20 protein-coding genes are annotated in these 24,037 nt (G+C 61.6%); 3 read left to right on the top strand and 17 right to left on the bottom strand.

Features of this window, described 5'->3' with window-relative positions; genetic code table 11:
* Positions 1 to 105: 105 nt before the first annotated feature.
* The 9 genes from HNP33_RS07885 to HNP33_RS07845 all read right to left on the bottom strand — a co-directional run bounded on the left by HNP33_RS07885 (position 106) and on the right by HNP33_RS07845 (position 13,100).
* Complete coding sequence (locus HNP33_RS07885) at positions 106 to 6,195, bottom strand: beta strand repeat-containing protein (protein ID WP_184707065.1); 6,090 nt, start codon at positions 6,193 to 6,195, stop codon at positions 106 to 108.
* 510 nt (positions 6,196 to 6,705) lie between these two features.
* Positions 6,706 to 7,506, bottom strand: coding sequence for an imidazole glycerol phosphate synthase subunit HisF (gene hisF, locus HNP33_RS07880; RefSeq protein ID WP_184707063.1), 801 nt, complete (start codon positions 7,504 to 7,506; stop codon positions 6,706 to 6,708).
* 197 nt (positions 7,507 to 7,703) lie between these two features.
* Positions 7,704 to 8,714 carry a UDP-glucose 4-epimerase GalE gene (gene galE / locus HNP33_RS07875; RefSeq protein WP_184707171.1) on the bottom strand — a complete coding sequence of 337 codons (1,011 nt, stop codon included), beginning with the start codon at positions 8,712 to 8,714 and terminating at the stop codon, positions 7,704 to 7,706.
* A gap of 318 nt (positions 8,715 to 9,032) precedes the next feature.
* A complete protein-coding gene (gene hisA / locus HNP33_RS07870; protein ID WP_184707061.1) occupies positions 9,033 to 9,776 on the bottom strand; it encodes a 1-(5-phosphoribosyl)-5-[(5-phosphoribosylamino)methylideneamino]imidazole-4-carboxamide isomerase in 744 nt (247 codons plus the stop codon).
* Between the two features lie 56 nt (positions 9,777 to 9,832).
* Positions 9,833 to 10,501, bottom strand: a complete 669-nt coding sequence (gene hisH, locus HNP33_RS07865) for an imidazole glycerol phosphate synthase subunit HisH (protein ID WP_184707059.1) — start codon at positions 10,499 to 10,501, stop codon at positions 9,833 to 9,835.
* 81 nt (positions 10,502 to 10,582) lie between these two features.
* A complete protein-coding gene (gene hisB / locus HNP33_RS07860) occupies positions 10,583 to 11,206 on the bottom strand; it encodes an imidazoleglycerol-phosphate dehydratase HisB (protein ID WP_184707057.1) in 624 nt (207 codons plus the stop codon).
* Positions 11,203 to 12,321 carry a histidinol-phosphate transaminase gene (hisC, locus tag HNP33_RS07855; RefSeq protein ID WP_184707055.1) on the bottom strand — a complete coding sequence of 373 codons (1,119 nt, stop codon included), beginning with the start codon at positions 12,319 to 12,321 and terminating at the stop codon, positions 11,203 to 11,205. Before hisC ends, hisB begins: the two co-directional genes overlap by 4 nt.
* A 12-nt stretch (positions 12,322 to 12,333) precedes the next feature.
* On the bottom strand, positions 12,334 to 12,810 hold the full coding sequence (locus tag HNP33_RS07850; RefSeq protein ID WP_184707052.1) for a PIN domain-containing protein: 477 nt from the start codon (positions 12,808 to 12,810) through the stop codon (positions 12,334 to 12,336).
* The gene (locus tag HNP33_RS07845) at positions 12,807 to 13,100 is read right to left on the bottom strand and encodes a DUF6364 family protein (RefSeq protein WP_184707051.1); all 294 of its coding nucleotides are present in this window, start codon (positions 13,098 to 13,100) and stop codon (positions 12,807 to 12,809) included. Before HNP33_RS07845 ends, HNP33_RS07850 begins: the two co-directional genes overlap by 4 nt.
* A gap of 121 nt (positions 13,101 to 13,221) precedes the next feature.
* Between HNP33_RS07845 and HNP33_RS07840 the strand changes: the two genes are divergently transcribed.
* The 3 genes from HNP33_RS07840 to HNP33_RS07835 all read left to right on the top strand — a co-directional run bounded on the left by HNP33_RS07840 (position 13,222) and on the right by HNP33_RS07835 (position 17,592).
* Positions 13,222 to 14,094 carry an NAD-dependent protein deacetylase gene (locus HNP33_RS07840; protein WP_184707049.1) on the top strand — a complete coding sequence of 291 codons (873 nt, stop codon included), beginning with the start codon at positions 13,222 to 13,224 and terminating at the stop codon, positions 14,092 to 14,094.
* 1,517 nt (positions 14,095 to 15,611) lie between these two features.
* Positions 15,612 to 15,737, top strand: coding sequence for a hypothetical protein (locus tag HNP33_RS21180; RefSeq protein ID WP_267906709.1), 126 nt, complete (start codon positions 15,612 to 15,614; stop codon positions 15,735 to 15,737).
* Positions 15,738 to 16,068: 331 nt separating this feature from the next.
* Positions 16,069 to 17,592, top strand: coding sequence for a glycosyltransferase family 39 protein (locus HNP33_RS07835; RefSeq protein WP_184707044.1), 1,524 nt, complete (start codon positions 16,069 to 16,071; stop codon positions 17,590 to 17,592).
* A gap of 158 nt (positions 17,593 to 17,750) precedes the next feature.
* On the opposite strand, the gene HNP33_RS07830 is transcribed toward HNP33_RS07835, so the two are convergent.
* The 8 genes from HNP33_RS07830 to HNP33_RS07795 all read right to left on the bottom strand — a co-directional run bounded on the left by HNP33_RS07830 (position 17,751) and on the right by HNP33_RS07795 (position 23,983).
* Positions 17,751 to 18,818 (bottom strand): nuclease-related domain-containing protein, encoded by a 1,068-nt coding sequence (locus tag HNP33_RS07830; protein ID WP_233464434.1) that lies wholly within the window; start codon positions 18,816 to 18,818, stop codon positions 17,751 to 17,753.
* Positions 18,819 to 18,862: 44 nt separating this feature from the next.
* The gene (gene hisD / locus HNP33_RS07825) at positions 18,863 to 20,179 is read right to left on the bottom strand and encodes a histidinol dehydrogenase (protein ID WP_184707042.1); all 1,317 of its coding nucleotides are present in this window, start codon (positions 20,177 to 20,179) and stop codon (positions 18,863 to 18,865) included.
* A 93-nt stretch (positions 20,180 to 20,272) separates the two neighbouring features.
* Positions 20,273 to 20,917: an ATP phosphoribosyltransferase gene (hisG, locus tag HNP33_RS07820; RefSeq protein ID WP_184707169.1), complete on the bottom strand. Its 645-nt coding sequence runs from the start codon at positions 20,915 to 20,917 to the stop codon at positions 20,273 to 20,275.
* A 99-nt stretch (positions 20,918 to 21,016) separates the two neighbouring features.
* Positions 21,017 to 21,259, bottom strand: a complete 243-nt coding sequence (locus HNP33_RS07815; RefSeq protein ID WP_184707040.1) for a BolA family protein — start codon at positions 21,257 to 21,259, stop codon at positions 21,017 to 21,019.
* Between the two features lies 1 nt (position 21,260).
* Positions 21,261 to 22,016, bottom strand: coding sequence for an ABC transporter permease (locus HNP33_RS07810; RefSeq protein WP_184707038.1), 756 nt, complete (start codon positions 22,014 to 22,016; stop codon positions 21,261 to 21,263).
* Positions 22,013 to 22,963: an ABC transporter ATP-binding protein gene (locus tag HNP33_RS07805; protein ID WP_184707036.1), complete on the bottom strand. Its 951-nt coding sequence runs from the start codon at positions 22,961 to 22,963 to the stop codon at positions 22,013 to 22,015. Before HNP33_RS07805 ends, HNP33_RS07810 begins: the two co-directional genes overlap by 4 nt.
* A gap of 90 nt (positions 22,964 to 23,053) precedes the next feature.
* Positions 23,054 to 23,332 carry an STAS domain-containing protein gene (locus HNP33_RS07800; protein ID WP_184707034.1) on the bottom strand — a complete coding sequence of 93 codons (279 nt, stop codon included), beginning with the start codon at positions 23,330 to 23,332 and terminating at the stop codon, positions 23,054 to 23,056.
* Positions 23,333 to 23,335: 3 nt separating this feature from the next.
* Complete coding sequence (locus tag HNP33_RS07795) at positions 23,336 to 23,983, bottom strand: ABC transporter substrate-binding protein (protein ID WP_184707032.1); 648 nt, start codon at positions 23,981 to 23,983, stop codon at positions 23,336 to 23,338.
* Between the last annotated feature and the right edge of the window lie 54 nt (positions 23,984 to 24,037).

Below are 24,037 nucleotides of genomic sequence, written 5' to 3'. Positions count from 1 at the left end.
ATTTTTGATGGCAATCAGCAATTCTGGGCTGACAAGGAAAAGAAATAAAAAAGGCTGGCGCTCCGCACGCCAGCCTTTCGAGGCCAGTTCTACGCTTATCGCGTCCTATCGCCTGCCGCTCCTGCTTTGCCAGCCTGCAGCCAGCATCAGCAGTACGGCCAGCAGCAACAGCATCGTGCGCGAATCCACCGGCACGGGCGCAGGCACGGCAGGCGGTTTCGGACCAGGCGTGTAGGTGGCTGCAGCCGAGAGGCTCGCCGTGCAGGCATGGATGCCTGCCGAATCGTTCTGCGTATCCCAACAGGCCTGCGCCGTATTGGTGACAGGGGCGGGAGTGGCCACGAACTGCGCCTCAAACACCACTTCAACCCGGTTTGCACCTGTGGCCGTTCCGTTGTCCGGTGCCAGCGTGGCATCCACAACGAGGCGGTTGTTCGCCTGGTCGTAGTAACAGCCCGCAGGCGGCGCCACCACCGTGGAGGCGCCATTGGCCGCGCAGCTCACGCTGCCGCTGACGAAGGTCATGCCTTCAGGCATCGGGTCGCGCATCTGCACCACCATCGCCGCAGGATTGGGGTTGTCCAGCACGATGCTCCACTTCACATGCCCATCGCTGCCCTGTGCGGCGGCCTTGGTGATGAAGGGCGGATCGACGACTACCGGCGGCACCGGCTCGATCGGATCGCTGTCCGTGGCAGTGCAGCTTGCCGGTGTGCTGGGGTCGGTGCCTGCGCCTGCCACGCAACCACCACCCACCACGTTGGCCGTGTTCACGGCCCGCGCCCCAGGTGCTGCCGCGCCGACAGTGCCAGTCACTGTGTAGCTGACAGAGCCTCCATTGGCCGCCACCGTGATGCCCGTGCAAGCCAGCCCCGTGCAGGTGCCGAGGTCAGAGCCGGCCGAAGCCGCCACGGGGGCAATGCTGGCGATGTCCAGCAGGCCGCTGCCCACCACGTCGCGCCATTCCACCCCGCTTGCCGCCGTGCCACCGGTGTTGGTGATGGTGACGGTGTACGTAGTCTGGGTGCCCGCCGTCAGCTGGTTCACACCATTGGTCTTGGCCACGAGGAGTGCCGCAGGCGTATTCACAGGCACATTTTCCGTGCTGGGGTTGCAGGCCAGCGGGTTGCCATCGAGCTTGCAGGCTCGATCGCCTCCGCCGCTCAGGTGCGCCGTGTTGTTGCCCGCAGTCGCTCCCACGGTGGCATCACTGGTGTCGATGGGGATCGTGATGATGTAGGTGCCCAGGTTCAGCGTCACACCCGTGGTGCCGCTGAGTACGCAATCCGCTCCCAGGCTGGTATCACCTGCGGCGCCGCAAGCCTCCAGCTTGGGCACGCTCGTGCCCGTGCCCGCCTCTACCGTCGGCGCACCCGCCAGCTTGATGCCGCTGGGCAGTGCATCGGCAATGGTGATCACATCCGTGGTCGGCGCACCGGCCACGGTCATGGTGATCACGTATTTCTGGCCGGATGCACCCTTGATCAGCGCAGCAGGCTCTGCCGCCTTGATGGCCGAGACCTGCGGCAAGCCGCTGTTCTTGTAGGTACACAGCAACTCTGGCGCACCAGCTGGCACCGTCAGGTCCTTGCCCGCCAAGCTGCCAGCGCTGCACGACACCGTCTTGGTGTACTTGGCAGCATTGTCAGGGTTGGAGAACACTTCTTCGGGCAGCGTCAGCACGTCGCCCGCATACACGGTGGCGGCATTGGTGCCGATATCGGTCTTGTCCGCGTTACCGGCGGTCGAGATGATGGAGGCTGTGGTGCCGTTGTAGGTGGCCGTGATGTTGACCGTATCGCCACTGGTGCCGTTGATCCACTGCTTGGCCAGCTTGAGCTGCGCGCTCTTGCGGGTGTTGGTTACCGTGCAGGTGACTGCGGCATTGGGCATGGTAAAGCTCGTTGCCGCACCAATGCCGTTGTCGCAGCTGTAGGCCACGTCATAGTTGGCGCTGTTGCCTGCCGTCCAGCTTTCTGCAATCGCCACAGTGCTGCCAACGATGGCGGTCGCCGTGGCATCCACCACTGCGCCGCTTACAGCCGAGCTGCCGCCCACCGCACCGGTCACGCCGGAGCCGGAGATGGCCAGGGTCACCGCATCACCGCTCTTGCCGTTGTTCCACGCTTTCTTGAGTGTGATGCCAGCCGTGGCCTGCCCCGTCAGATCGCCGCAGGCATTGGCGCTTGCAGCCGTCGTACCGGTAATGCTGGCGGTATTGAAGGCACCATTGCCCGCACTGCCGCTGCAGGCCAGCGCCGAGCCCCCCACCATCGTGTAGTCAATGGTGACCGTGTAGGTGTGCGTTGTCCCGGCAGCGATGGGCAGGCTCGATGCGCCAATCTGCTGCGCCGCTCCGTTGGCAGGGTTGTTGATGGGGAAGGCCCCGCCCAGCACACCGCCGCCTGCTGACTGGGCATTGATGCTGGTCAAGGTGGCGCTGCCGGCAAAGCCAGGGGTGTCCGAGAGCGTATAGCTGCCCTCCGAGCCGCCTGTGTTCCTCACCGTCAGCTGGTAGCTTGCCGTGTACTGGTTGAGGCCACCGGCTGCACTGATCGCAGGCGCAGATTTTTCTACCGTCAGCGCTGCAGGCGTGTTCACCTCGGTGGCCCAATTGGCACAGCTGGTCGTTGCCACATCACAGGCAGCGCCGGGCGGACTTGGCGGATTGCCGCTACCGCCGGGATGGGTTGCCGCGTAATTGATCAATGCTCCCGCCGTGGCCGGTGCCTTGACTGTCACGGTGAACGTTGTCGAAGGCATGGATCCGCCGGCCTCCGTCAAGGGGCCCGGCACAGTACAGGTCAGCAAGGTCTGTTTGTCGCTGGCAGCGCCGGTACAGATGTCGCCCTGGGCCGCCACGAACTCCATGCCTTCTGGCAGCAGGTCCTGCACCATCAGGGCCCCTGCCGTGGGCAGCTCGCCGGTATTGGTGAGTGTCAGCGTGTAGTTGAACTGCTCGCCCGTCAGCGCAATGCGTGGGCCCGTCTTTTGCAGAGTGACCTTGGCATTGGTCTTGAGCGGGTTGACGATGCTGCCCGTCGCACCTGCAGCAATGGCACCCGCTGGCGTGGTTGTGCTTTCCGCAGCCCAGGTGTGGTCGGCTGGCGGCGCTGCCTTGCTGGTTTCATTCAAGGCAGAGCACAGGGCACCTTGCGGTACTTGCACCGTGGCACTGCCAGAGACGCCATTGGCCGCAATGCTGACCGCACCGGTGTAGGTGCCGGTATCGCAGACCAGCGAGAAGCCGTAGCTGCCCGGCGCACCAGCGGCTGACGCGCCCGTCACGGTCTTGTTGATGGTGACGCTCACCTGATCGCGCGTGAGGGAGTTGGCGATGCTGGCCGCCAGCGTGCCGCCCGCTGCCATGGGTGCAGCGGGGTTCGTGACCTGCTCTGCGCCCCATGTGTAATGGGTTACTGGTGGCTTGGCCCCTTCGGTAACCGTGCAGGTAGAGCCCACCGGGATATTGCTCACCGACGTTGAGCCGCCTGCGGAGACGCTACCGCTTGCAGAAAAGCCGCCAGCAGGCGCTGTACCACCCGTACAGCTCACGCTGAAAGGAAAGCTCAGGGCAGGCAGCGGGCTGGGGCCGCCGGAGACCGTCTTGCTCACCGTCAAGACGCCAGGATTGGCGCTGAGCGCATTGGCAATGCTCGCCACCAACGATCCGCCAGGCGCCATGGCCCCCGCTGGGTTCGTGATCTGCTCCATGCCCCAGGTGTAGCCGGGTACAGCAGGTTTATTGCCCTCGGTCACACTGCAGGTGGAGCCCGCCGGAACGCCAGTCACCTGCGCCGAGCCACCTGCGGCCACATTGCCGCTGGCATTGAATGGAGCAGCACCGCCAGAGCAGCTCACGCTGAAAGGAAAGCTCAGGGCAGGCAGCGGGCTGGGGCCACCGGATACGGTCTTGCTGACGGTCAAGGTACCGGGCAAAGGCACAAAATTGGCCACCACGGCCATATCGGCATTCGTCGGCGTCAAGGTACAGCTGTTGGTACTCTGCCCCTGGCTGCAGGTGGCGCCTGTCCAGCCCGTAAAGCTCCAGCCCGGCGTGGTGCTGGTGACCTGACAGGTGCTGGAGACGCCGCCCGCTACCGGCGATGGCGTGCAGTTGGCACTGCCGCCATTGACGACACCTCCCCCCACCGGATTGGCCGTGGCCGTGACGTTGTAGGTAATGGGAGCATTGGTGATGGTGCAGACGATGTTGTCTCCGGCCACGGGATTGAATTCCGGCCACTGCAACTGTGCGCCCTGCACCGTTCCCGCTCCGCTGGGCGCAGTCGCCGTAGAGCCCGTGCAGCTGATGCTGGAGGTGTAGGCGCTGGGCAGCTGGTCTGCGCCAGTGCCATTGGCTTTGAGGGCTTCAAAGAACTGCAGCGTTTTGCCTGCCTGGAACACCTGCGTGCCAGTGGTGGCAGAAGCTGGCACAGCCGCGCCCGATGTGGTGGCGCTGGCTGCAGGAATGCCACCAGAGGACATGCGGATCTGGAACTGATCGGTCGCCGCGATGCGACCCGTCAGGCTCTTGTTGAGGGTGACCCACACAGGCGTGGGTGTATTTTGGCAAGCGGCATCGCTGCTCGTGCCTGCTCCCATGCCGGTGACCGTCGCGGTTACGCTGTTGAACAAGCCTTTGCCAGTCGTTCCATCGCAGATGTCAGCACCCAGCTTGCCCGGTTTGACCGTGAAGCGCACGACCATCGAATAGGTTTCGGTTCGGCCGCTGGCGAGCCCATGGCTGCTGCTCAGCGTCCAGGGGCCAGCCCCATTGACGGAGCTGGGCGGAGTGCCGCCGCAGGTTGTGCCTCCGCCACCGCTTCGGGTGCATGTCAGCGACTGCAGGCTGTTGATCGTCACATCGCCATCAAAGCCCGGCGTGTCGGTCAATGCATAGGTTCTGTTGCTCGCAGTGTCGTTCGTCACCACAACCGTGTAGCCGATGTCGAACTGCGCAGGCTGGCCCGCGACCGGCACAGGGGCCGATGTCACGGTTTTCTTGACGTTCAGGGGGCCATCATCATCAACGATGGTATAGACCGCTGGCGACGCATCCTGCCCGCACACATCATTGGAGCTGCGCACATATTGGGAGGATGACTGGATCTCGAAGTTGATGGTCTTGCTGGCTCCGGCAACGGCGTTGCCGACAATATAGATTGGCAGCTGGATCAAGCTGGCAGCCGATGCTCCGTCATAGCTGCCAGCTGGCACATTGACTGTGAATGTATCGCTGGTGCCACTGCTCGTGCCCGTGAAGTAATCGACACCCCGCACCGCGCTTCCGCCGGTGATCTTGACGGTGACGGTCATGCCTCCCGCAGGAACCACGCCATTGACCCGAAAGGTGGGCAGATCAGTGCCTCTTTGCGAGCCACTGTCGCCTTCCAGATCCGAGTAGCTGGTCTTGGAGAAATCGACAAACGGAGTGAGGGCCAATTGCACGTTGTCCAGGAAGTTTCCTGAGCCGGCTCCGCCAGCCGAGCTGATGGACTCAAATCCAAAGTTGGTACCGCCGGTCGCTCCCGCATACGTGAAGGTGCCGCTGTAGTCGCGCCAGCCATTGGTGGCAGCCGGCACCGGCGTATTGACCGTTCCCAGGTAGGCAATCGGTGTGTCCATTGCACCGGTTGATGTCGTTCCCACCTGCGCGACCGAGGTTGTGGCGCCGATCTTGACCTCTGCCACGTCTCTGACCGTGGCGCTTGATCGGCCCCGGTGGCTAAACCGCCAGTTGACCGTTTCACCCTGTACCAGACAGATCTTCTGGTAGAGCCGCGAGGCCTCATTGGCGTTCAGCTCTACAAAGTTGGAGCCATTTCTTGCGGCAACCCCCAGGAAGCTGGAGCTCCACACCTCGATCAGCCCGCCCGTGGCCACGAGGTTGGGCAGGTTGCAGGTACCGCTCACTGCGCCCGCCCGGTGCGTGGTGTCCCAGCCCGGCACGTTGTCGCTGGGCATGGTTTGGTAACAGTTGGCGGGCAGCACCGGCTCCTCAAAGCCCGGATTGACAAAGATGCGCTGCACCTGGGCTTGCGCTGGCACTGCCGCGGCAAAGGCCATCGCCAGAACGCCCCCCAACGCCCATGGGCGCCAGTTCAAGACCTGAGGGGGTTTGCGGAAGTGAGAAACCGGGAAGGACAGTGCCTGTGGGGGCGTTGCACTCCGATACGGGTCTGGAATGATCATCATTACTCTTCATCTAACCGAGCAGACCAGAAAAATGCAAAGCGGCGAAAGTGGGCGTGAGAGGATTCATCCTCAACACACCCATCCTCCGCCGCTTTGCATGGCTACTGACGCTCAAGTATTTAAATAGATTTAAGAATCGCCATTGGTTATGAATATTTGTAACTATTGTACAAATGAATCATTTTATAAATTTTAATCTAATTGTTAATAATTCTATTTTCCAATCGTTCTCCTCTGGTGTGCAACAAGGAACACCCTCCTGAAGCCCCATGAAACGAGGATGCGCACACACCCACCATTGATCAAAATTTTTGATAGAACTGATTAGATATTTTTTAGAAATCGCAACAAATCTCCCTCGCCCGATGTCGGGCGGCAGCATTGCGCCAGTCAGCCGCAGTACCAGAATCCACAGAAATGAGGATGAAAAAAGAGCTGCCAGCGCTTCTGTGAAAAGCGCTGGCAGCTCTTTTTTGAAAGTGTCTGGCTCAAAAGGCCAGCAAGAACCTATTGCCGCACAGGAATGCCCCGCTGCGCCATCAATGCCTTGGCCTGCCCTACGGTGTATTCGCCGTAGTGGAAGATGCTGGCGGCCAGTACTGCATCCGCACCGCCCACAGTGACGCCATCGGCCAGGTGCTCCAGATTGCCAACTCCGCCCGATGCGATCACCGGCACGCCCACGGCATCAGCCACGGCACGAGTGAGCTGAAGGTCAAAGCCGCTCTTGGTGCCATCGCGGTCCATGCTGGTCAGCAAAATCTCGCCCGCGCCGCGGGTGGCCATTTCGGCAGCCCATCGCACGGCATCCATGCCCGTGTTCTTGCGGCCGCCATGGCTGTAGACATCCCACCCGGCGCCCACAGGCTGGCCATTGGTGCCGATGCGTTGCTCGTCCTGGGCGCTGCGGCGCTTGGCATCGATGGCCACCACGATGCATTGCGCGCCGTATTTGTCGCTCGCGGCATTGATCACATCCGGATTGGCAATGGCCGCCGAGTTGAAGCTGGTCTTGTCCGCACCGGCATTGAGCAGGCGGCGCACGTCTTCAACCGTGCGCACGCCGCCGCCGACCGTCAGCGGAATGAATACCTGGCTGGCCACGGCCTCGATGATGGGCAGGATCAGGTCACGCCCGTCGCTGGTGGCGGTGATGTCCAGAAAAGTCAGCTCGTCCGCGCCCTGCGCGTTGTAGCGTGCTGCGATTTCCACCGGGTCGCCGGCGTCACGCAACTCGACAAAATTGACACCTTTGACGACACGGCCGCCCGTGACGTCCAGGCAGGGAATGATGCGTTTGGCAAGCATGGAGACTCTCGTGACAGAAGGGAAGAAGACAGACGGATTTTCTACAGGGCAAAACCATACCACGCCAGGCCGCGGCAGTGGCCGTCCATCGGCAAAAAGCCCCTGCCCCGTTTCACCTGCGCGTCATAGCCGCCAATGAAAAACCGCTGCAGAAATCACTGATCTCTGCAGCGGCTATCCGGTGTGGCGGCAGAAGGTCAATGCACGCTGCGGCCCATGCCGATCTGCCAGCGCCAGACATCTTCCATCATGCGATCAAGCCCGAGCTGCGGCTGCCAGCCCAGCAGCGCCCGCGCCTGGCTGATATCAGCCCAGCAGTGGGCGGCATCTCCATTGCGGCGCGGCCCGACCCGGAAGGGCACCGCGCGGCCATTGGCATGTTCAAAAGCGCGCACCAGCCCGAGCACCGATGTGGGCTGGCCCGAGCCGACATTGAGTCGGAGCAGCCCCGCATGGCCACGCAGGTAATGCAATGTGGCGACATAGGCGCGCGCCAGGTCGGTCACATGCAGATAATCGCGCAGCGGTGTGCCATCGGGCGTGGCATAGTCGTTGCCAAAGATGCGCAGGCAGTCACGCTTGCCTGCCGCCACTTGGGCCAGGTAAGGCGCCACATGGGTAGACATGCGAGGCGGGTCTTCAGCGATCAGGCCGCTTTCGTGGCAACCCACGGCATTGAAGCTGCGCAGCAACGCCATGCGCCAGCGCTTGGGTGAGGCCTCGTCCAGGCTGGTGAGCACCTGCTCGACCATCAACGCAGTCTGCCCGTATGGGGTGCTGGCGGAAATCTGCGCATCTTCGCGCACAGGCATGGCAGGCGTGTCGCCATAGACGATGGCAGATGATGAAACGATCAGATTGCGGATGCCTGCGGTCTGCATGGCGCGCAACAGACCCACCGTGCCCGAGACGTTGTTGTCGTAGTAACGCAGCGGCTCGCGCGCGGCGTCAGCTGATGATGTGAGAAAGGCGTTGTGTATCACCGCATCGAAATGCTGCTCGTCAAACAGCTGCTCAAGCATGGCGGTGTCCCGCACGTCGGCATCGATACACGGAGGCGCAAAACCCAGGATCTTTTCCAGCCGCTGCAGCACCGAACGGCGTGCGTTGCTGAAGTTGTCCAGGATCAAAAAGGGCAGCCCTGCTTCTGCGAGGGCAACACAGAGGTGAGAGCCAATATAGCCGGCTCCGCCAGTCACGAGTATCACGGGGTGCTTTCTAACGGTCTTGCGGAATGCGTTTCCAGCATCTGCTATGGATTCTGACATTTCGCGCGAAGCCTATTGTCCGATACGCCGGTAAATTGCGGCGAATTTGGCCCATATCATATGTGCCACACGGTAACAACTAGCATTTGTTGACATTTATCAGAATCAAGTCGAGATTCATTGATATGACAACGCTCCACTCAGCCGCGTCTCGTCCTGGCAGGTGTTTTTCGCACGGCTGCCGGACACACACCTCAACGGTTTGTTGCAATAGAAAAAGCCGCACCAGGTGCGGCTTTGCGGGTGGCGCAGGCTGCCTCAGCCTTCGCTCAACTCGTCAGCCCGCTCCTGGGCTGCTTCAAAATCCAGGTCGCCGGTGTAGATGGCGCGGCCGCAGATCACGCCTTCCACGCCTTCGGATTCAACCGCGCAGAGCGCCTCGATATCGGCCATGCCCGAGAGACCTCCCGACGCGATCACCGGAATGCGGATGGCCTGCGCCAGCTTGACCGTGGCGTCCACATTGATGCCGGTGAGCATGCCATCGCGGCCAATGTCGGTGTAGATGATCGACTCCACGCCCCAGTCCTCGAAGCGCTTGGCGGTGTCGATGACCGAGTGGTTGGTAATCTTGCTCCAGCCATCGGTGGCCACCATGCCGTCCTTGGCATCGAGGCCCACGATGATGTGGCCGGCAAACGCCGTGCAGGCGTCCTGCAGAAAACCGGGGTTCTTGATGGCTGCGGTGCCGATGATGACGTACTGCATGCCGGCATCGATGTAGCGCTCGATGGTGTCCAGGTCGCGGATGCCACCGCCCAGTTGCACCGGGAGTTCTTCGCCGAACTCCTTGAGGATCGCCTTGATGACATTCAGGTTCTTGGGCTGGCCGGCGAACGCGCCATTCAAATCCACCAGATGCAGACGGCGGGCGCCCGCATCGTACCAGCGGCGTGCAACCTCGACAGGGTCTTCGCCGAATGTGGTGGATTGATCCATATCGCCCTGTTTCAGGCGTACGCAGTGACCGTCCTTCAGATCAATGGCAGGAATGAGCAGCATGGTGGTGGTTGGCTGACGTTGAAAAACTAGAAAGGGTTGAGATCGTAAACACGTTCTTAGGGATTCCAGTGTAAGAAGTTGCGGTACAGCGCCAGGCCCTGATCCGCACTCTTTTCTGGGTGGAATTGTGTCGCAAAAATATTATCGCGGCCAATCGCGCATGCAAAGTGCTCGCCATACTCGGCCGTGCCATGGCATTGGCTGGCCTCTGCGGGCTCGGCATAGAAGCTGTGCACGAAGTAGAAATACGACTCGTCGGGCACCCCTTGCCAGATCGGGTGCGGCTTGCCCGCTGGGGTCTGCTGCCGCACCTGGTTCCAGCCCATCTGCGGCACCTTGTAGCGGCTGCCATCGGCCTGCACGCGGCCCGCCAGCTGAAACTTTCTCACTTGCCCGGCAATCAGGCCCAGGCCCGGCGTATCGCCTTCTTCGCTGTGGTCAAGCAGCATCTGCATGCCCACGCACACCCCAAACATCGGCTTTGTGGCCGCAGCTTCCAGCACGCTCTCCTGCAGGCCGGAGGCTCGGAGTTCAGCCATGCAATCGCGGATGGCGCCTTGGCCGGGCAGCACGATACGTGTGGCAGCGCGCACCACGTCCGGATCGGAGGTGACCACGACCTGCACCGCAGAACCAGCCGCAGCGGCCTGCACCGCCTGCGATACCGAACGCAGGTTGCCCATGCCGTAATCGACCACCGCCACGGTGTTCTTACTTAAATTCATAGCAGCTACCGCTTGTTGATAGTGGATTTCAGAATGAATTCACATTGAAAACTGAATGTAGCAAGCGCTACCAGCTCTTATTTAGAGAGCACCCTTGGTGGAGGGGATGACACCCGCCATGCGCTCATCATGCTCCAGCGCAAAGCGTAGCGCACGCGCAAAAGCCTTGAAGATGGTTTCACATTGGTGGTGGGCATTGAATCCCTTGAGGTTGTCAATGTGCAGGGTGACGCCCGCGTGGTTCACAAACCCCTGAAAGAACTCGTACACCAATTGCGTATCGAGCTGGCCGATGCTGCCTGCGGTGAACTTGACATCCATGTGCAGGCCGGGGCGGCCCGAAAAATCGATCACTACGCGCGAGAGCGCCTCGTCCAGCGGTACGTAGGCGTGGCCGTAGCGGCGGATGCCTTTCTTGTCGCCCACGGCCTTGGCAAAGGCCTGGCCCAGGGTGATGCCGATGTCTTCGACCGTGTGATGTCCGTCAATGTGCAGATCGCCTGCGCATTCGATGTCCAGATCGATCAGGCCGTGGCGGGCGATCTGGTCAATCATGTGGTCAAGAAATCCGATGCCGGAATTGAGGCGTGCCTTGCCGGTACCGTCAAGGTTGACGCGCACGGCGATGCGGGTTTCTGCCGTGTTGCGCTGCACCTCGGCGATGCGGGGCAGTGGTTGGGCTGCAGAGGGGATGATATTGCTCATAGGCTTTCTTTCAATGCCGCCAGCATCTGGGCGTTTTCTTCGCGGGTACCCACGGTCAAGCGCAGGCAGTTGTTCAGTTTGGGGTGCATGGCCGATACGTTTTTCACCAGCACGCCGCGCGTTTTCATCTCGGCCTGCGCCCGGCCTGCATCGCGCACGCGCAGCAGCACCATGTTCGCCTCGGACGGCCAGACTTTCTCGACGCCGTTCATCGCCACCAGCGCGTCGATCAGCGGCTGGCGCTCGGCGCGGATGGCAGCGGCCTGCTCGGCATACAGCGCCTCGTGCTCCAGCGCAAAGATAGCAGCTTCGCAATTGAGCACGCTCACGTTGTAGGGCGGACGCACCTTGTCCAGCTCGTTCACGATGGCCGCAGGCCCGATCAGGTAGCCCAGGCGCGCGCCAGCAAGGCCAAACTTGGAGAGCGTGCGCATCAGCAGCACATGCGCGTTGCGCTCGGGCTCGGCCCGCATGCGGGTGATCCAGCTGCGGCAGGCAAAGGGCTGGTAGGCCTCGTCCATCACCACCATGCCTCCCACCTGCGCCACCGCATCGATGATGGCCTGTACCTTGTCTTCACCCCAGAGCGTTGCCGTGGGGTTGTTGGGATAGGCCAGATAGGTGATGGCAGGCTGGTGGGTGGCAATCGCTGCCTGCATGGCAGGCACATCCAGATCAAACTCGTCCGTCAGATCGACCCCGATGAAATCCAGCCCCTGCAGCTTGGCCGACAGCGGGTACATGACAAAACCCGGCATGGGCGCCAGCATGGTGGCGCGGCCACCCTGGGCAGGCTGCGCAGTAGCCAGCGCCAGCAGAGTGATGAGCTCGTCCGAGCCATTGCCCAGCAGCACGACCGAGCCCGCAGGCGCGCCAGCATAGCTGGCCAGCATGTTCTTCAGCACTTCCTGGCGCTCGCCCGGATAGCGGTTGATTTCGAGCGCACCCAGGCGCTCGCCCAACTGCTTTTGCAGATCGGAAGACAGGCGGTAGGGGTTCTCCATCGTGTCCATCTTGAGCAGACCCTGCGAGGCTTGCACATGGTAGCCGTGCATGGCGCGCACATCGGCGCGGATGCGTTGCAGGGCTTTGGACTGGGTGTCTGAAACGGTCATCGGATGGGTCTTTCACACGGGAGATGCATTGGCCAGATGGGAGGGCACTGATGCCCCCTGGCCTTGGGGAGCAGACTGCAGCAGCGGGTGCAGCACGGTCACGCCGCCAAACTCTGCACCGTGGGGCAGGTGCAAACTCAGCATATGGCTGCAGCCGCTGTGCTGGGCACAGGCCACAGCCAGGCAGTCGCCAAAATCCAGCGCATGGCGGGCCTGCACGGCCCATGCGGTCTCCAGCGTGGCGGCATCGGTCTTCCACGGCGTCCATGTCTGATAGCGGCGGATGGCAGCCCGGGCGTCACCCTGGGGCATGGGGTTGGCAGCCGTGGTGACCTGGTCGTAAAACTCGGTGAGCGCCTGGCTGCCGGTGCGACCCGTGCGTGTGCGCCAGAGCCAGTCGAGCCAGCCCAGGGTGGCCTCATACAGCGCGCGGTCCGACACGTTTTCGGAAGCGATCAGGACCGAGGTGTCCACAAACACCGTGCTCATGCCTGCTCCTTCTTGCCGTCTGGGCCATTTTTGCCAGTTTGACCGCCAGCGCGTACCAGTTGAGCGCTACGCGCTTCCTTGGCAGGAGCGCCATCAGCGTCAGCGCCACCCTGCCAGGTGCGCTCGTCGGTACGCCAGGCGAGGTAGGCCCGCTCGTAGGAGTCTTCACGCTGCTTCATCTCCGCCATGAAGTCGCCTACCATGCGCGAAACACTGGTGCCCCGGCGAGCGGCCTCTACGCGCGCCCACTCCAGCACACTGTCTTCCACGGTGATGGTCAAATTCTTCATGGCCCAAAGTTTACACGAATTTCGTGCAACACGAAATTCGTGTATTGCAATGCCGCCCCACCAACCCCTGCACCCAGGCTTTCGGGCCATGCCATGATGGCGGCCATTCGTAGCGCCTTCTATGTCCACCACCTCCTCCACACTCTCCTCCTGCACGCTGCAGGATTTGACTGCCGTGCTGGCACGCCACCATCGCTGGACGGTGCTCACCGGCGCCGGCATCAGCACCGGCAGCGGAATCCCCGACTACCGCGACGAGCATGGCGCATGGAAACGCCCCGCCCCGGTCAATTTTCAGGATTTCATGGCGCACGCCGCCACGCGCCAGCGCTACTGGGCGCGCAGCCTGGCAGGCTGGCCCGTATTTTCACAGGCTCGGCCCAATCTTGCGCACCGTGCGCTGGCTCAGTTGGAGCAGGCGGGCTTTGTGCAAGCCACCATCACGCAGAATGTCGACGGCCTGCACCAGCAGGCAGGCAGCCGCAACGTGGTGGATCTGCATGGCCGCCTGGACGAGGTCATCTGCATGGGCTGCGGCACTACCAGCGCCCGCGCCACCTTTCAGCATGCACTGGTAGCAGCCAACCCAAACTGGCACCACCACAACGCGCCTGTCGCGCCCGATGGTGACGCCGACCTGAGCGGCGTGGATTTTTCGGCCTTTTCGGTCCCCCCCTGCCCGGTGTGCGGCGGCATTCTCAAGCCCCATGTGGTGTTTTACGGCGAGAATGTGCCCCTTGCCCGCAAGCAGTATGCGCTGGAGCAACTGAGCGCCAGCCGCGCCCTGCTGGTGATCGGCAGCTCGCTCATGGTCTATTCGGGCCTGCGCTTCGTGCATGCGGCCAAGCAACTGGGCTTGCCGGTGGCAGCCATCAACCTGGGGGCCACGCGGGCCGATGCCGAGCTGGACTTCAAGCTGCGCGCGCCTTGCGATGAATCCCTCGCCCAGCTGTCTGCCGCGCTCAAAGCACCTGTTGGCAGCCACGGCTTATAAGAACGTGTTTACGATCTCTACGCACCCGCGTTGGAGTGCAATCGGGATGAGTTCGAAGCGATGGGCCGCAGCTTGCACCGGGGTGCAAGCAAGGGCGAGCGCGCAGAAATCGCCCGATTTCACTCCAACCCGGAGGGACAGTGGGTTTGGGGACGCCCGGTCAGGGACGCCCGGTCAGGGGCGGTCTGCGTTGTTGCAGCCCATCCCTAGCCGGGCGCCCCGAAAATCACTGTCGCGGCGCGAGGAGATCGCAAACAGGTTCTTAGGGCCAACAACACAACCCAGCAGATCGTAGATTTGCGATGAAGACGAGGCGCCGCGCCAAGCCGCGTCAGGCCAGGACTGAACACCCAATTTGGCACTTCGCCGACTGCCAGCTGGCCACCGCCCTTGCATGCAGCAATGTCCAAAACCTGAGAGCCAGTGCTCAAAGTTGGCCAAATCGCCCAAGCGTGAGCCTGGTGCATATCAGGCCACAAACGCTTCGGCGGACGCGCGGGTGATATCAGAGCTCTCTTCAACAGTCGTTGTAAAAGATTTATCCCACTGAAGTTTCGCTTCACGATTCAGTGCTTCGGCAATGCACCCACCGATGTGCTTCTGGCCACTCATGCTCTGTGTGAGGCGCAACCCACGGAACGTTGTAGGGTGCGCTCTGATCGGCTAATAATTCACAGGGCCATTATGAAAATCTCTCCTAACCGCAGCAACGCCATCGCCAGTACCTCGTCCGAAAATCGGCTGGACGCATCAACCCAACGTAGCAATTGCACGCCGCCCCGGTCATCAGGACCACTGGCCGGACTCTCCACCATTGCTCGAAATCGGCCAACCAAGCCAACGAATGCCCGGATGGGTATGGATCCCTACCACTACGGAACTCAGAATGACTGTGGACTGCACACCCTTGCTGCTAAAGCAGGGTGTAGCAAGGAGGAAGTCTGCGAGCGGTTAGGGCTATCACGGCAAGAGGCGAATTACATTAACGAAAACGGCATGTCGCGAGAAGATTTCGCCAACGCCTTCCAAAAGCTTACAGGCCGTAACACAAATTATCGTTCCAGCGGCTCGACCGACGAACTGATAGAGACTGTCTCAGGATTTCGTGAAGGGAAGCGATTCGCAATCGGTATAGAACGTGAAAGCGGCATCGGGCACCTCGTTGCAGCTACTCGCGGGAGCAATAGCTTGGAGTTTGACGACCGGCAAATCAACAGCAGATATTCAGCTAGTTCTCGTGAGGAGGTCAACGCTTACCTCAGCCAGCAGGGAGGAGCAAATTATCATGTGTTTTACAGCCGTTCCCCGACCGGCAGCGAGTCTCCCCGGAGGGGCGGCGAGTATTCCCGGAGGGGCAGCGAGTCTTCCCGGAGGGGCAGCGAGTCTTCCTCGGACGATCACATGGATTACTCAAGCGGCAGATATTACTAGAAGTGATCCTGGAAATCTGAACAGGCCGATGAGTGTGAAAACTGCTCCCCAGGGCGAGGACATCGCCCGTGACGATAGGAGTAGAGATGAGCAGAAGACCTCGCCGCACACACGCAGCGGCCTTCGAGGCCAAGATGGCACTGGCTGCCATTCGTGGTGACAAGACGCTGGCCACATTGGCGCGGCAGTCAGTGCTTGAGCGGGGCCGCTGAGATCTCCATGCGCTCACTATCGCATGAGATACGACTCAACATAATGAATGCTAACAGGCGCTAGGCCGGGCCGCGTTAGGCCGGGCCGCGCTAGGCGAAGCCGCAGGCAGCACAGGCGTACGACAAGGCTTGGCGCCCCCGGCTTGGCGCTCCCAGCTAGGCGCCCCCACCGAGCAACGGCGTATCAAGGATTGAGCAGCGGGTCTCAGCAATAACCGATAGCCCCGCCGCCTGCAATCGCTGCCAATACTGCCCGCTACCCGTGTCCGCAGCGTTTACAGTGTGCCCCTGCATCACCGCCTGTAAGCCATCTGATCTTTTTTCATCGCTCATGACCCGTGCTCCTCTGCCGTCCACCCCTCTGCCGCGCGCCCTTTTCTGGGTCGCCGCCATCTATGCGCTGGCCTGGTCGCTCGTGCCGCCTTTTCTTGCGCCCAGCTTTCCGTTGGACATTGTGGAGAGCCTGGGCTGGGGCCGGGAATGGCAATGGGGCACCTACAAGCACCCGCCACTGCCACCCATTGCGCTGCACGTGTTCTATGTGGCGTTTGGCCGCTTCGGGCCCTTTATCCTCAGCCAGCTGTGCGTTGGCCTGACGCTGTGGCTGGTGTGGCTCACGGCCTGCCGCCTCGTCTCGCGCGACCGGGCGCTGATCGGCACCGTGCTGACCATGGGCGTGGTTTTCTACACCCGGCCTGCGCTGGAGTTCAACCACAACATTGCGCAGATGCCCTTCTGGGCGGGCATCTGCTACTTCTACCTGGCTGCCTGGCAAGACGGCAAGCTGCGCCAGTGGCTGGCACTGGGCCTGATGGCGGGCGTGGGGCTGCTGTGCAAGTACTCCGTTGGCCTGCTGCTGGCATGCCTGGCCATTTTCACCGTGCTGACACCGGCGCGCAGCGTACTGCGCCAGCCCGGCCCATGGCTGGCGACTGCGGCGATGGCGTTCGCCTTTGCCCCGCATGTTCTCTGGCTGCACCAGAACGACTGGCTGCCTTTTGCCTATGCGCGGGGGCGCACCGCCAAGGTCGGCGCGTCGCCGCAGATGGGCGCCCTGTCCTTTCTGCTGACCCAGGTGCTCAACCACCTGCCACTCCTGCTGGTGCTGCTGTTCGCCTGGGCACGAACCCGATTCACCAAACAACTGCCGCCTGCGCAATCGCGCTGGCAGATCCACAGCAGCCAGCCGCGCTACCTGCTGCTCATCGCCCTGGGCCCCGGTCTGGTGCTGGTGCTGGTGGGCCTGCTGGCCGGCGTGCGCTTGCGTGACATGTGGGGCGTGCCCATCTGGCCCTTCACCGGCCTGCTGGCGGCCAGCCTGCTGCCAGCAGCGTGGATCACCAGCATGCGGCCCTACCTGCTGCGCGGCATCACCGTGTGGCTGGTGCTGATCTCCCTGCTCTCGGGCTCGTACCTGGCTTACGTGCATGACTGGCGCAAGCGCCCGGTGCGATCCGATTGGCCCGCCGCAGCCCTGGCCCAGCAGGCCGAACAGACCTGGAACCAGCTCTCCACCTGCCCGCTGGACACTGTAGCCGGCGATGCATGGACCGCTGGGTTGATTGCGATCAATTCCCCCAGCCAGCCATCGGTACTGCTTTTTGGCGACCCGCGCTTTACCCCTTGGGTGACAGCCGAGCGCGTGCAGCGCCACGGTGCGCTCTGGGCCTGGAGGCCGGAAGACGCCGAAGACGGCGAGCCAGCGCCGGTTGCCGTTCTGCAAGACCTGGGCAGCTACCCCGGTATGCAGATGAAGGAAGGCACCTGGAGCATCCCCTGGCCACGCGCCCAGAAGCAGCAGCCCCTGGTGGTGCAATGGCGCGCGTTTGTGCCTGCGGCCTGCGAGCGGCGTTGATAAAAACACAAGCATCAATCTATTGCAAAACCATAGCTGGTGGCGAATTTTCTGTTGGATTTGATGCAAAAGTCATTCGCAAACTCACTCTAAAAAGTATTGAAAGCCCTCCTTTTTAGAGAGCTTCACTTTAAGTATTCATGCCTCTGCCGCTCTCATTAATAATTGGATTGATGAGTACGACAATACTGTACGCCGCCAAACCTTATCTCATTGTTCCAGCAGAACACACCTTCAGAGCGAGAAATGGCTACACCACAATCTGCGCAAATCAGGCGCTTACGCGGTAGCTCTGGCCGAGCATCACGCCCTTCAGAAGGCACGGGACGTACTGAGGCCTTTAACTTTGGGAAAGCGCCCTGGTGTTCAATGCAATAGATGTTTTCGCCAAACCGCTTGGCATTTTCACGGCAAAAGTTGAACACCGCAGAACTCACCGCCGTTTGGCAGACCATGCATACCGGCCCATAGGACAAGGGAGCCGCTGACGCCGAGGTTTTGGGCGTCATAAATGCTGGCAGCTTCAATGGATCGGCTGGACGATGCTGACGAGCCAGCTTTTCAGCCCAATCGCGCACAGTGTTACCCGAGCGTAGATTCGCCATCGCAGTCAAGGTTTGTCCAATAGAAATACGTTTTTCAACGTGCTGCAATCTCCATGTGTCGAATTGGTCTGCCTTGATGACATGACCTGCATCGAATTTCGCCGCATCTGGGCGACTGATTGTGCCTTTGGGATCGATCAGCACCACATGAAAAAATTGCGGCTTGCTACCTAAGCGTCCTGTGATATCAAGTCTCTCAAGCCACTTAGAGAGCACTTTCTCATGTCGTTTGCTCTGCTCCAATGGTGACGGGATACCATATCGCTTGGAGCCGTAGGACACCTCAAACTCACCGTGTTCATTGATGCGGAGATTGCCGCTGAAACTTTTGGTCTCCAAAAGATAGAACATGAAGCCGCGCGAAATGACCAAGTGATCGATCTGCGCCACATCACCGTCCATTTCCAGCCGTAGATCATGGATGACCGCCAAATTCGGGCTGTCTTTGTAATACCTGTCAAGGTAATGCGCCGCATTACGCTCACCGCTGCGGCCAGCACGCAATATTCGTAATTCCTTCTCTAGCCACCGCTTTTGTTCCTCATCCAGCAACGGTGATTGCTGCAGCGACTCTAGCAATTCAGTGCGCTTGCTCTGATCATCCACAGATTTGATCAACATGCTATACAGCCGCCTCCGCCTCTATATCTCTATATTTCTTCCGCCTATTTCAGCCGCATCTCCGCCGCGCGGGCGTGCCCCTGCAGGCCTTCGCCGTAGGCGAGCACGGCGGCTGTTTTGCCCAAAATCTGCGCACCGGCTTCGCTCACTTCAATGATGCTGGAGCGCTTTTGGAAGTCGTACACCCCCAGCGGGGACGAAAAGCGTGCCGTGCCGCTGGTGGGCAGCACGTGGTTGGGGCCCGCGCAGTAGTCGCCCAGGCTTTCGCTGGTGTAGGCGCCCAGGAAGATGGCGCCTGCGTGGCGCAGCAGTGGCTCCCAACGGTGCGGGTCGCTGCTGGAGACTTCCAGGTGCTCGGGGGCAATGCGGTTGGAGATGGCGCAGGCCTCTTCCATATCGCGCGTCAGGATCAGTGCGCCACGGTCGGTCAGGCTCTTGGCGATGATGGCCTTGCGCGGCATCTCGGGCAGCAGGCGGTCGATTTCGCGCTGCACCGCGTCGATGTAGGCGGCATCGGGGCACAGCAGAATGGACTGCGCCAGTTCGTCGTGCTCGGCCTGGCTGAACAGGTCCATCGCCACCCACTCGGGCGGCGTCGTACCGTCGGCCAGCACCAGAATCTCGGAGGGGCCAGCAATCATGTCGATGCCCACAATGCCGAACACGCGCTTCTTGGCGCTGGCCACATAGGCATTGCCCGGGCCGGTGATCTTGTCCACCTTCGGAATGGTGGCGGTGCCGTAGGCCAGCGCTGCCACTGCCTGGGCGCCGCCGATGGTGAAGGCGCGATGCACTCCCGCCACATAGGCGGCAGCCAGCACCAGCGCATTCTTTTCGCCTTTGGGCGTTGGCACGACCATGATGATGTCCTGCACGCCCGCCACATGGGCAGGGATGGCGTTCATCAGCACGCTGGAGGGATAAGCCGCCTTGCCACCCGGCACGTAGATGCCCACGCGGTCCAGCGGGGTGACTTTCTGGCCCAGCAGCGTGCCGTCTTCATCGCGGTAGCTCCAGCTTTCGCCGTTGGCCTTTTTCTGCGCCTCGTGGTAGCTGCGCACGCGGCGTGCAGCCGATTCCAGGGCTTCGCGCTGCCCGGCAGGCAGGCTGTCGAAAGCCGCCTTGAGTTCGTCCTGCCTGAGTTCGAGCGCGGCCATGCCATCGGCCTGCAGGCCGTCGAAGCGGGCGGTGTATTCCAGCACGGCCGCATCACCGCGCTTTTGCACATCAGCCAGGATGTCTGCCACACGCTGCTCGATGGCTGCATCCGTATCGGCCGACCAATGCAGGCGCTGCGCAAAATCATGCTCAAAAGTGGCGCTAGCAGTTGATAGGCGGGCGGGAGCAGCTACGAATTCCATAGTAATCACCAGGGTATGAAGTCCATCATTTTCCATGTCTGGCGCATCGAGATGCAGCGAAGACGGCAATCGACCGGATGGCCGAGAGAGGAATCAGTTGTTTTTGGCAATGCCTGCTGCAAACACATCAATGATATGGCGCAGGCGCTGCTGCTTGAGCTTGAGCGCGGCCTGGTTGACTACCAGATGCGAGCTGATATCGATGATGTGTTCAACCTCCTTGAGGTTGTTGGCCTTGAGTGTGTTGCCGGTGCTCACCAGATCGACGATGGCGTCAGCCAGGCCCGTGAGCGGCGCCAGCTCCATGCTGCCGTAGAGCTTGATCAGGTCGACGTGCACGCCCTTGTTGGCAAAGAACTCGCGCGCGATCTCGGTGTACTTGGTGGCCACGCGCAGGCGGGCGCCCCGCTTGACGGCCTGCTCGTAGTCAAAATCGTTGCGCACGGCCACGCTCACGCGGCACTTGGCAATCTGCAGATCCAACGGCTGGAACAGGCCGCTGCCGCCGTGCTCCAGCAAGGTGTCCTTGCCGGTCACACCGGCATCGGCGCCGCCATACTGCACGTAGGTGGGCACATCGGTGGCGCGCACCAGCACCACCTGCACATCGGGCTGCGTGGTGGGAAAAATCAGCTTGCGCGACTTTTCCGGGTCTTCCAGCACCTCGATGCCAGCGGCGGCCAGCAGGGGCAGGGTTTCGTCAAAGATGCGGCCCTTGGAGAGGGCCAGGGTGATCATGGTGTTCTTGTCCATGGAAGCACTTTCGCTGCTGGTTTTGAATGGAATCAGCCATTAGCGCATGATAGATGCGCGCCAGCAGCTATCAAAACAATAGTATCAAGCCGATTGCGCCGCCCACTCGGCGGGCGTGAGGGTCTTCATCGACAGGGCATGCACCTCGTCGGTATGCATTTTCTGGCCCAGCGTGGCGTAGACCAACTGGTGGCGCTGGATCAGACGCTTGCCTTCGAACGCAGGCGAAACAATGGTGGCAAACCAGTGGCGGCCATCGCCTTCCAGCGCGATATGGTCGCAGGCCAGGCCCGCGGCAATGATGTTTTGGAGTTCGTCAGCAGTCATTTCAGTTTCTGATTTTGTAGCCCGTGCGCAGCAGATGCACGGCCAGTGCGCTCACCAGCAGCCATGCCACGCCCACAATACCCAGGCTCAGCCACGGCGAGGTATCGCTCTGGCCAAAAAAGCCGTAGCGGAAACCGTCGATCATGTAGAAGAACGGGTTGAGGTGGCTGACCTTTTGCCAGAACGGTGGCAGTGACTGGATGGAGTAGAACACGCCCGAGAGGAAGGTCATCGGCACGATGACGAAGTTCTGGAACGCGGCCATCTGGTCGAACTTGTCGGCCCACAGCCCGGCAATCAGGCCCAGGGTGCCCATGAGCGCAGCACCCAGCACCGCAAACAGCAAAGCCCAGGGCAGCGATGCAAAATGCGGCGGCGCAAAGAACAAGGTAACCACGTACACGCCCACACCCACCGCCAGGCCGCGCACCACGGCCGCGCCCACAAAGGCAAAGAACCAGCCCCAGTGCGACAGTGGCGTGAGCAGCACGAACACCAGGCTGCCCATGATCTTGCTTTGCACGAGGCTCGACGAGCTGTTGGCAAATGCGTTCTGCAGCAGGCTCATCATCACGAGGCCGGGCACCAGGAACGCGGTATAGCTGACATCGTTGAACACCGTCACCCGCCCTTGCAGCACATGGCCGAAGATCAGCAGGTACAGCACAGCCGTCAGCACCGGCGCCGCAATGGTCTGGAAGCTCACCTTCCAAAAGCGCAGCACCTCTTTGTAGAACAGGGTTTGCCAGCCGTTCATCGTGCCACTCCCTGGCCCAGTTGGGCGGTGGCGTGGGGGGCGGCGGCATCGCGGGACATCACTTGCAAGAACACATCCTCCAGGTCCGCGCGGCGGATTTCCAGGTCTTCCACGGGCACGCCCACACTGCGCAACTGCGCCAGGATGCGCTCCACATCCGTCGCGCTCGCAGCCGGTAACTGCACGATGCGGCCGGTGATACGGGCCTGCGCCGCCAGATCGGCAGGCAGCAGCGCATCCGTCTTGAACTGCAGCACGTTGGACGAGCCGCCCTGCAGCAGTTCGGCCATGGTGGAGAGCGCAACGATATGGCCCGAGCGCAGCATGGCGATGCGGTTGCACAGGGCCTCGGCCTCTTCCAGGTAATGGGTGGTGAGCAGCACCGTATGGCCCTGCTTGTTGAGCTTGCTGACAAACTGCCACAGCGTCTGGCGCAATTCCACATCCACGCCTGCCGTGGGCTCGTCGAGCACGATGATAGGCGGTTTGTGCACCAGCGCCTGCGCCACCAGCACGCGGCGCTTCATGCCGCCCGAGAGCTGGCGCATGTTGGCATTGGCCTTGTCGGCAAGGCCCAGACTCTCCAGCAACTCGTCAATCCAGGCATCGTTGTTTTTGACGCCGAAGTAGCCGGACTGGATGCGCAGCGACTCGCGCACGTTGAAGAAGGGATCGAACACCAGCTCCTGCGGCACGATGCCCAGCTTGCGGCGGGCATTGGCATAGTCCTCCCGCACATCGCTGCCGAGCACCTTGACGGAGCCGCCGCTGGCGCGGGCCAGGCCCGCCAGAATGCTGATCATGGTCGTCTTGCCAGCACCATTGGGGCCGAGCAGGCCAAAGAATTCGCCTTCCTCGATATCGAGGTTGACGTTATTCAATGCCTGGAAAGGACCCTTGGAAGTCTGGTAGACCTTGGAGACGGATTGGAAGGCGATGGCGGACATGAGCCAGCCATTGTAGGCGCAGCGCGCGCGGGCTGCTGAACTGGGGAGAAAGATGCAACAGGGGCGCTTTGCGCACAACCTGCAGCGGTGCTATGCAGCCTGCAGCATGGCGTCGACACCATACAGGCGCGCCAGCGATGCAGCGGCCGCTGGCAGGCCCGCAACCTGAAAAACCTGGCCTGCGGCCAGCGCGGTGCGCCTGCATTCCAGCAATACGGCAAGCGCCGCAGAATCAAAGACCGCGAGCGCGCTGGCATCCACCACCGCAGGGCTGCCCGCGGGCAGCTGTGCCAGACCGGCCTGCAATTGCTGCAGGCAGGCGGTGGCCTGGGCATTGGTAAGGGTGGATGGCAGGCGCAGCGCGGTCATGGCTTACTTGCCTGCGTTGGCCGTGTTGCGGGCCACGATGGAGTCAATCAGCGTCTGGATGCTGCCGCCGGGCTTGTTCAGCTCCTGCTGGAACTGGTTGCGGTAGGTCTCCACCATCCAGATGCCCAGCACGTTCAGGTTGTAGATTTTCCAGCCCATGCCTTGACCGGGCGTCTTCTCCAGACGGTAGTCGAGCTGGATCGGGTCGCCACGGCCCAGGATTTCGGAGCGCACCACCACTTCCTTGTCGCCCTCCTGCATGCGAACGGGCTTGACGCTGATGGTCTGGTCGCTCACCTGGTGCAGAGCGCCTGCATAGGTGTTGACCATGAGCTTCTTGAACTCGTCCTGCAACTGCTGCTGCTGGGCCGCCGTGGCAGTGCGCCACTTGGGGCCGACAGCAGAGGCCATCATGCGGCGGAAATCCACATTGGGCATCACCACGCTGTCGACGTAGGAGGTGATCTTGCTCACATCGCCTGCGCGAATGCTCTGGTCGGTCTTCAGGGTGTTCAGCACCTGTTCAGACAGTTGCCTGATCATGGCGTCGGGTGCCATATCGGCGGCGCTTGCAGCCAGCGGCGCTCCTGCGAGGCACGCCACCGCAGCCCATGCGGCAGAGTATTGCACCCATGCGCGACGATTCATCATGTCCATTCCTTTCAAGCAGCCCTCTGCAAGTGCAGACGAATGCATTTTTGACGC

It is taken from the genome of Comamonas odontotermitis (genome assembly GCF_014207855.1).
Lineage (GTDB): Bacteria > Pseudomonadota > Gammaproteobacteria > Burkholderiales > Burkholderiaceae_C > Comamonas > Comamonas odontotermitis_A.
This window is presented reverse-complemented; position numbering and strand designations above follow the sequence as displayed.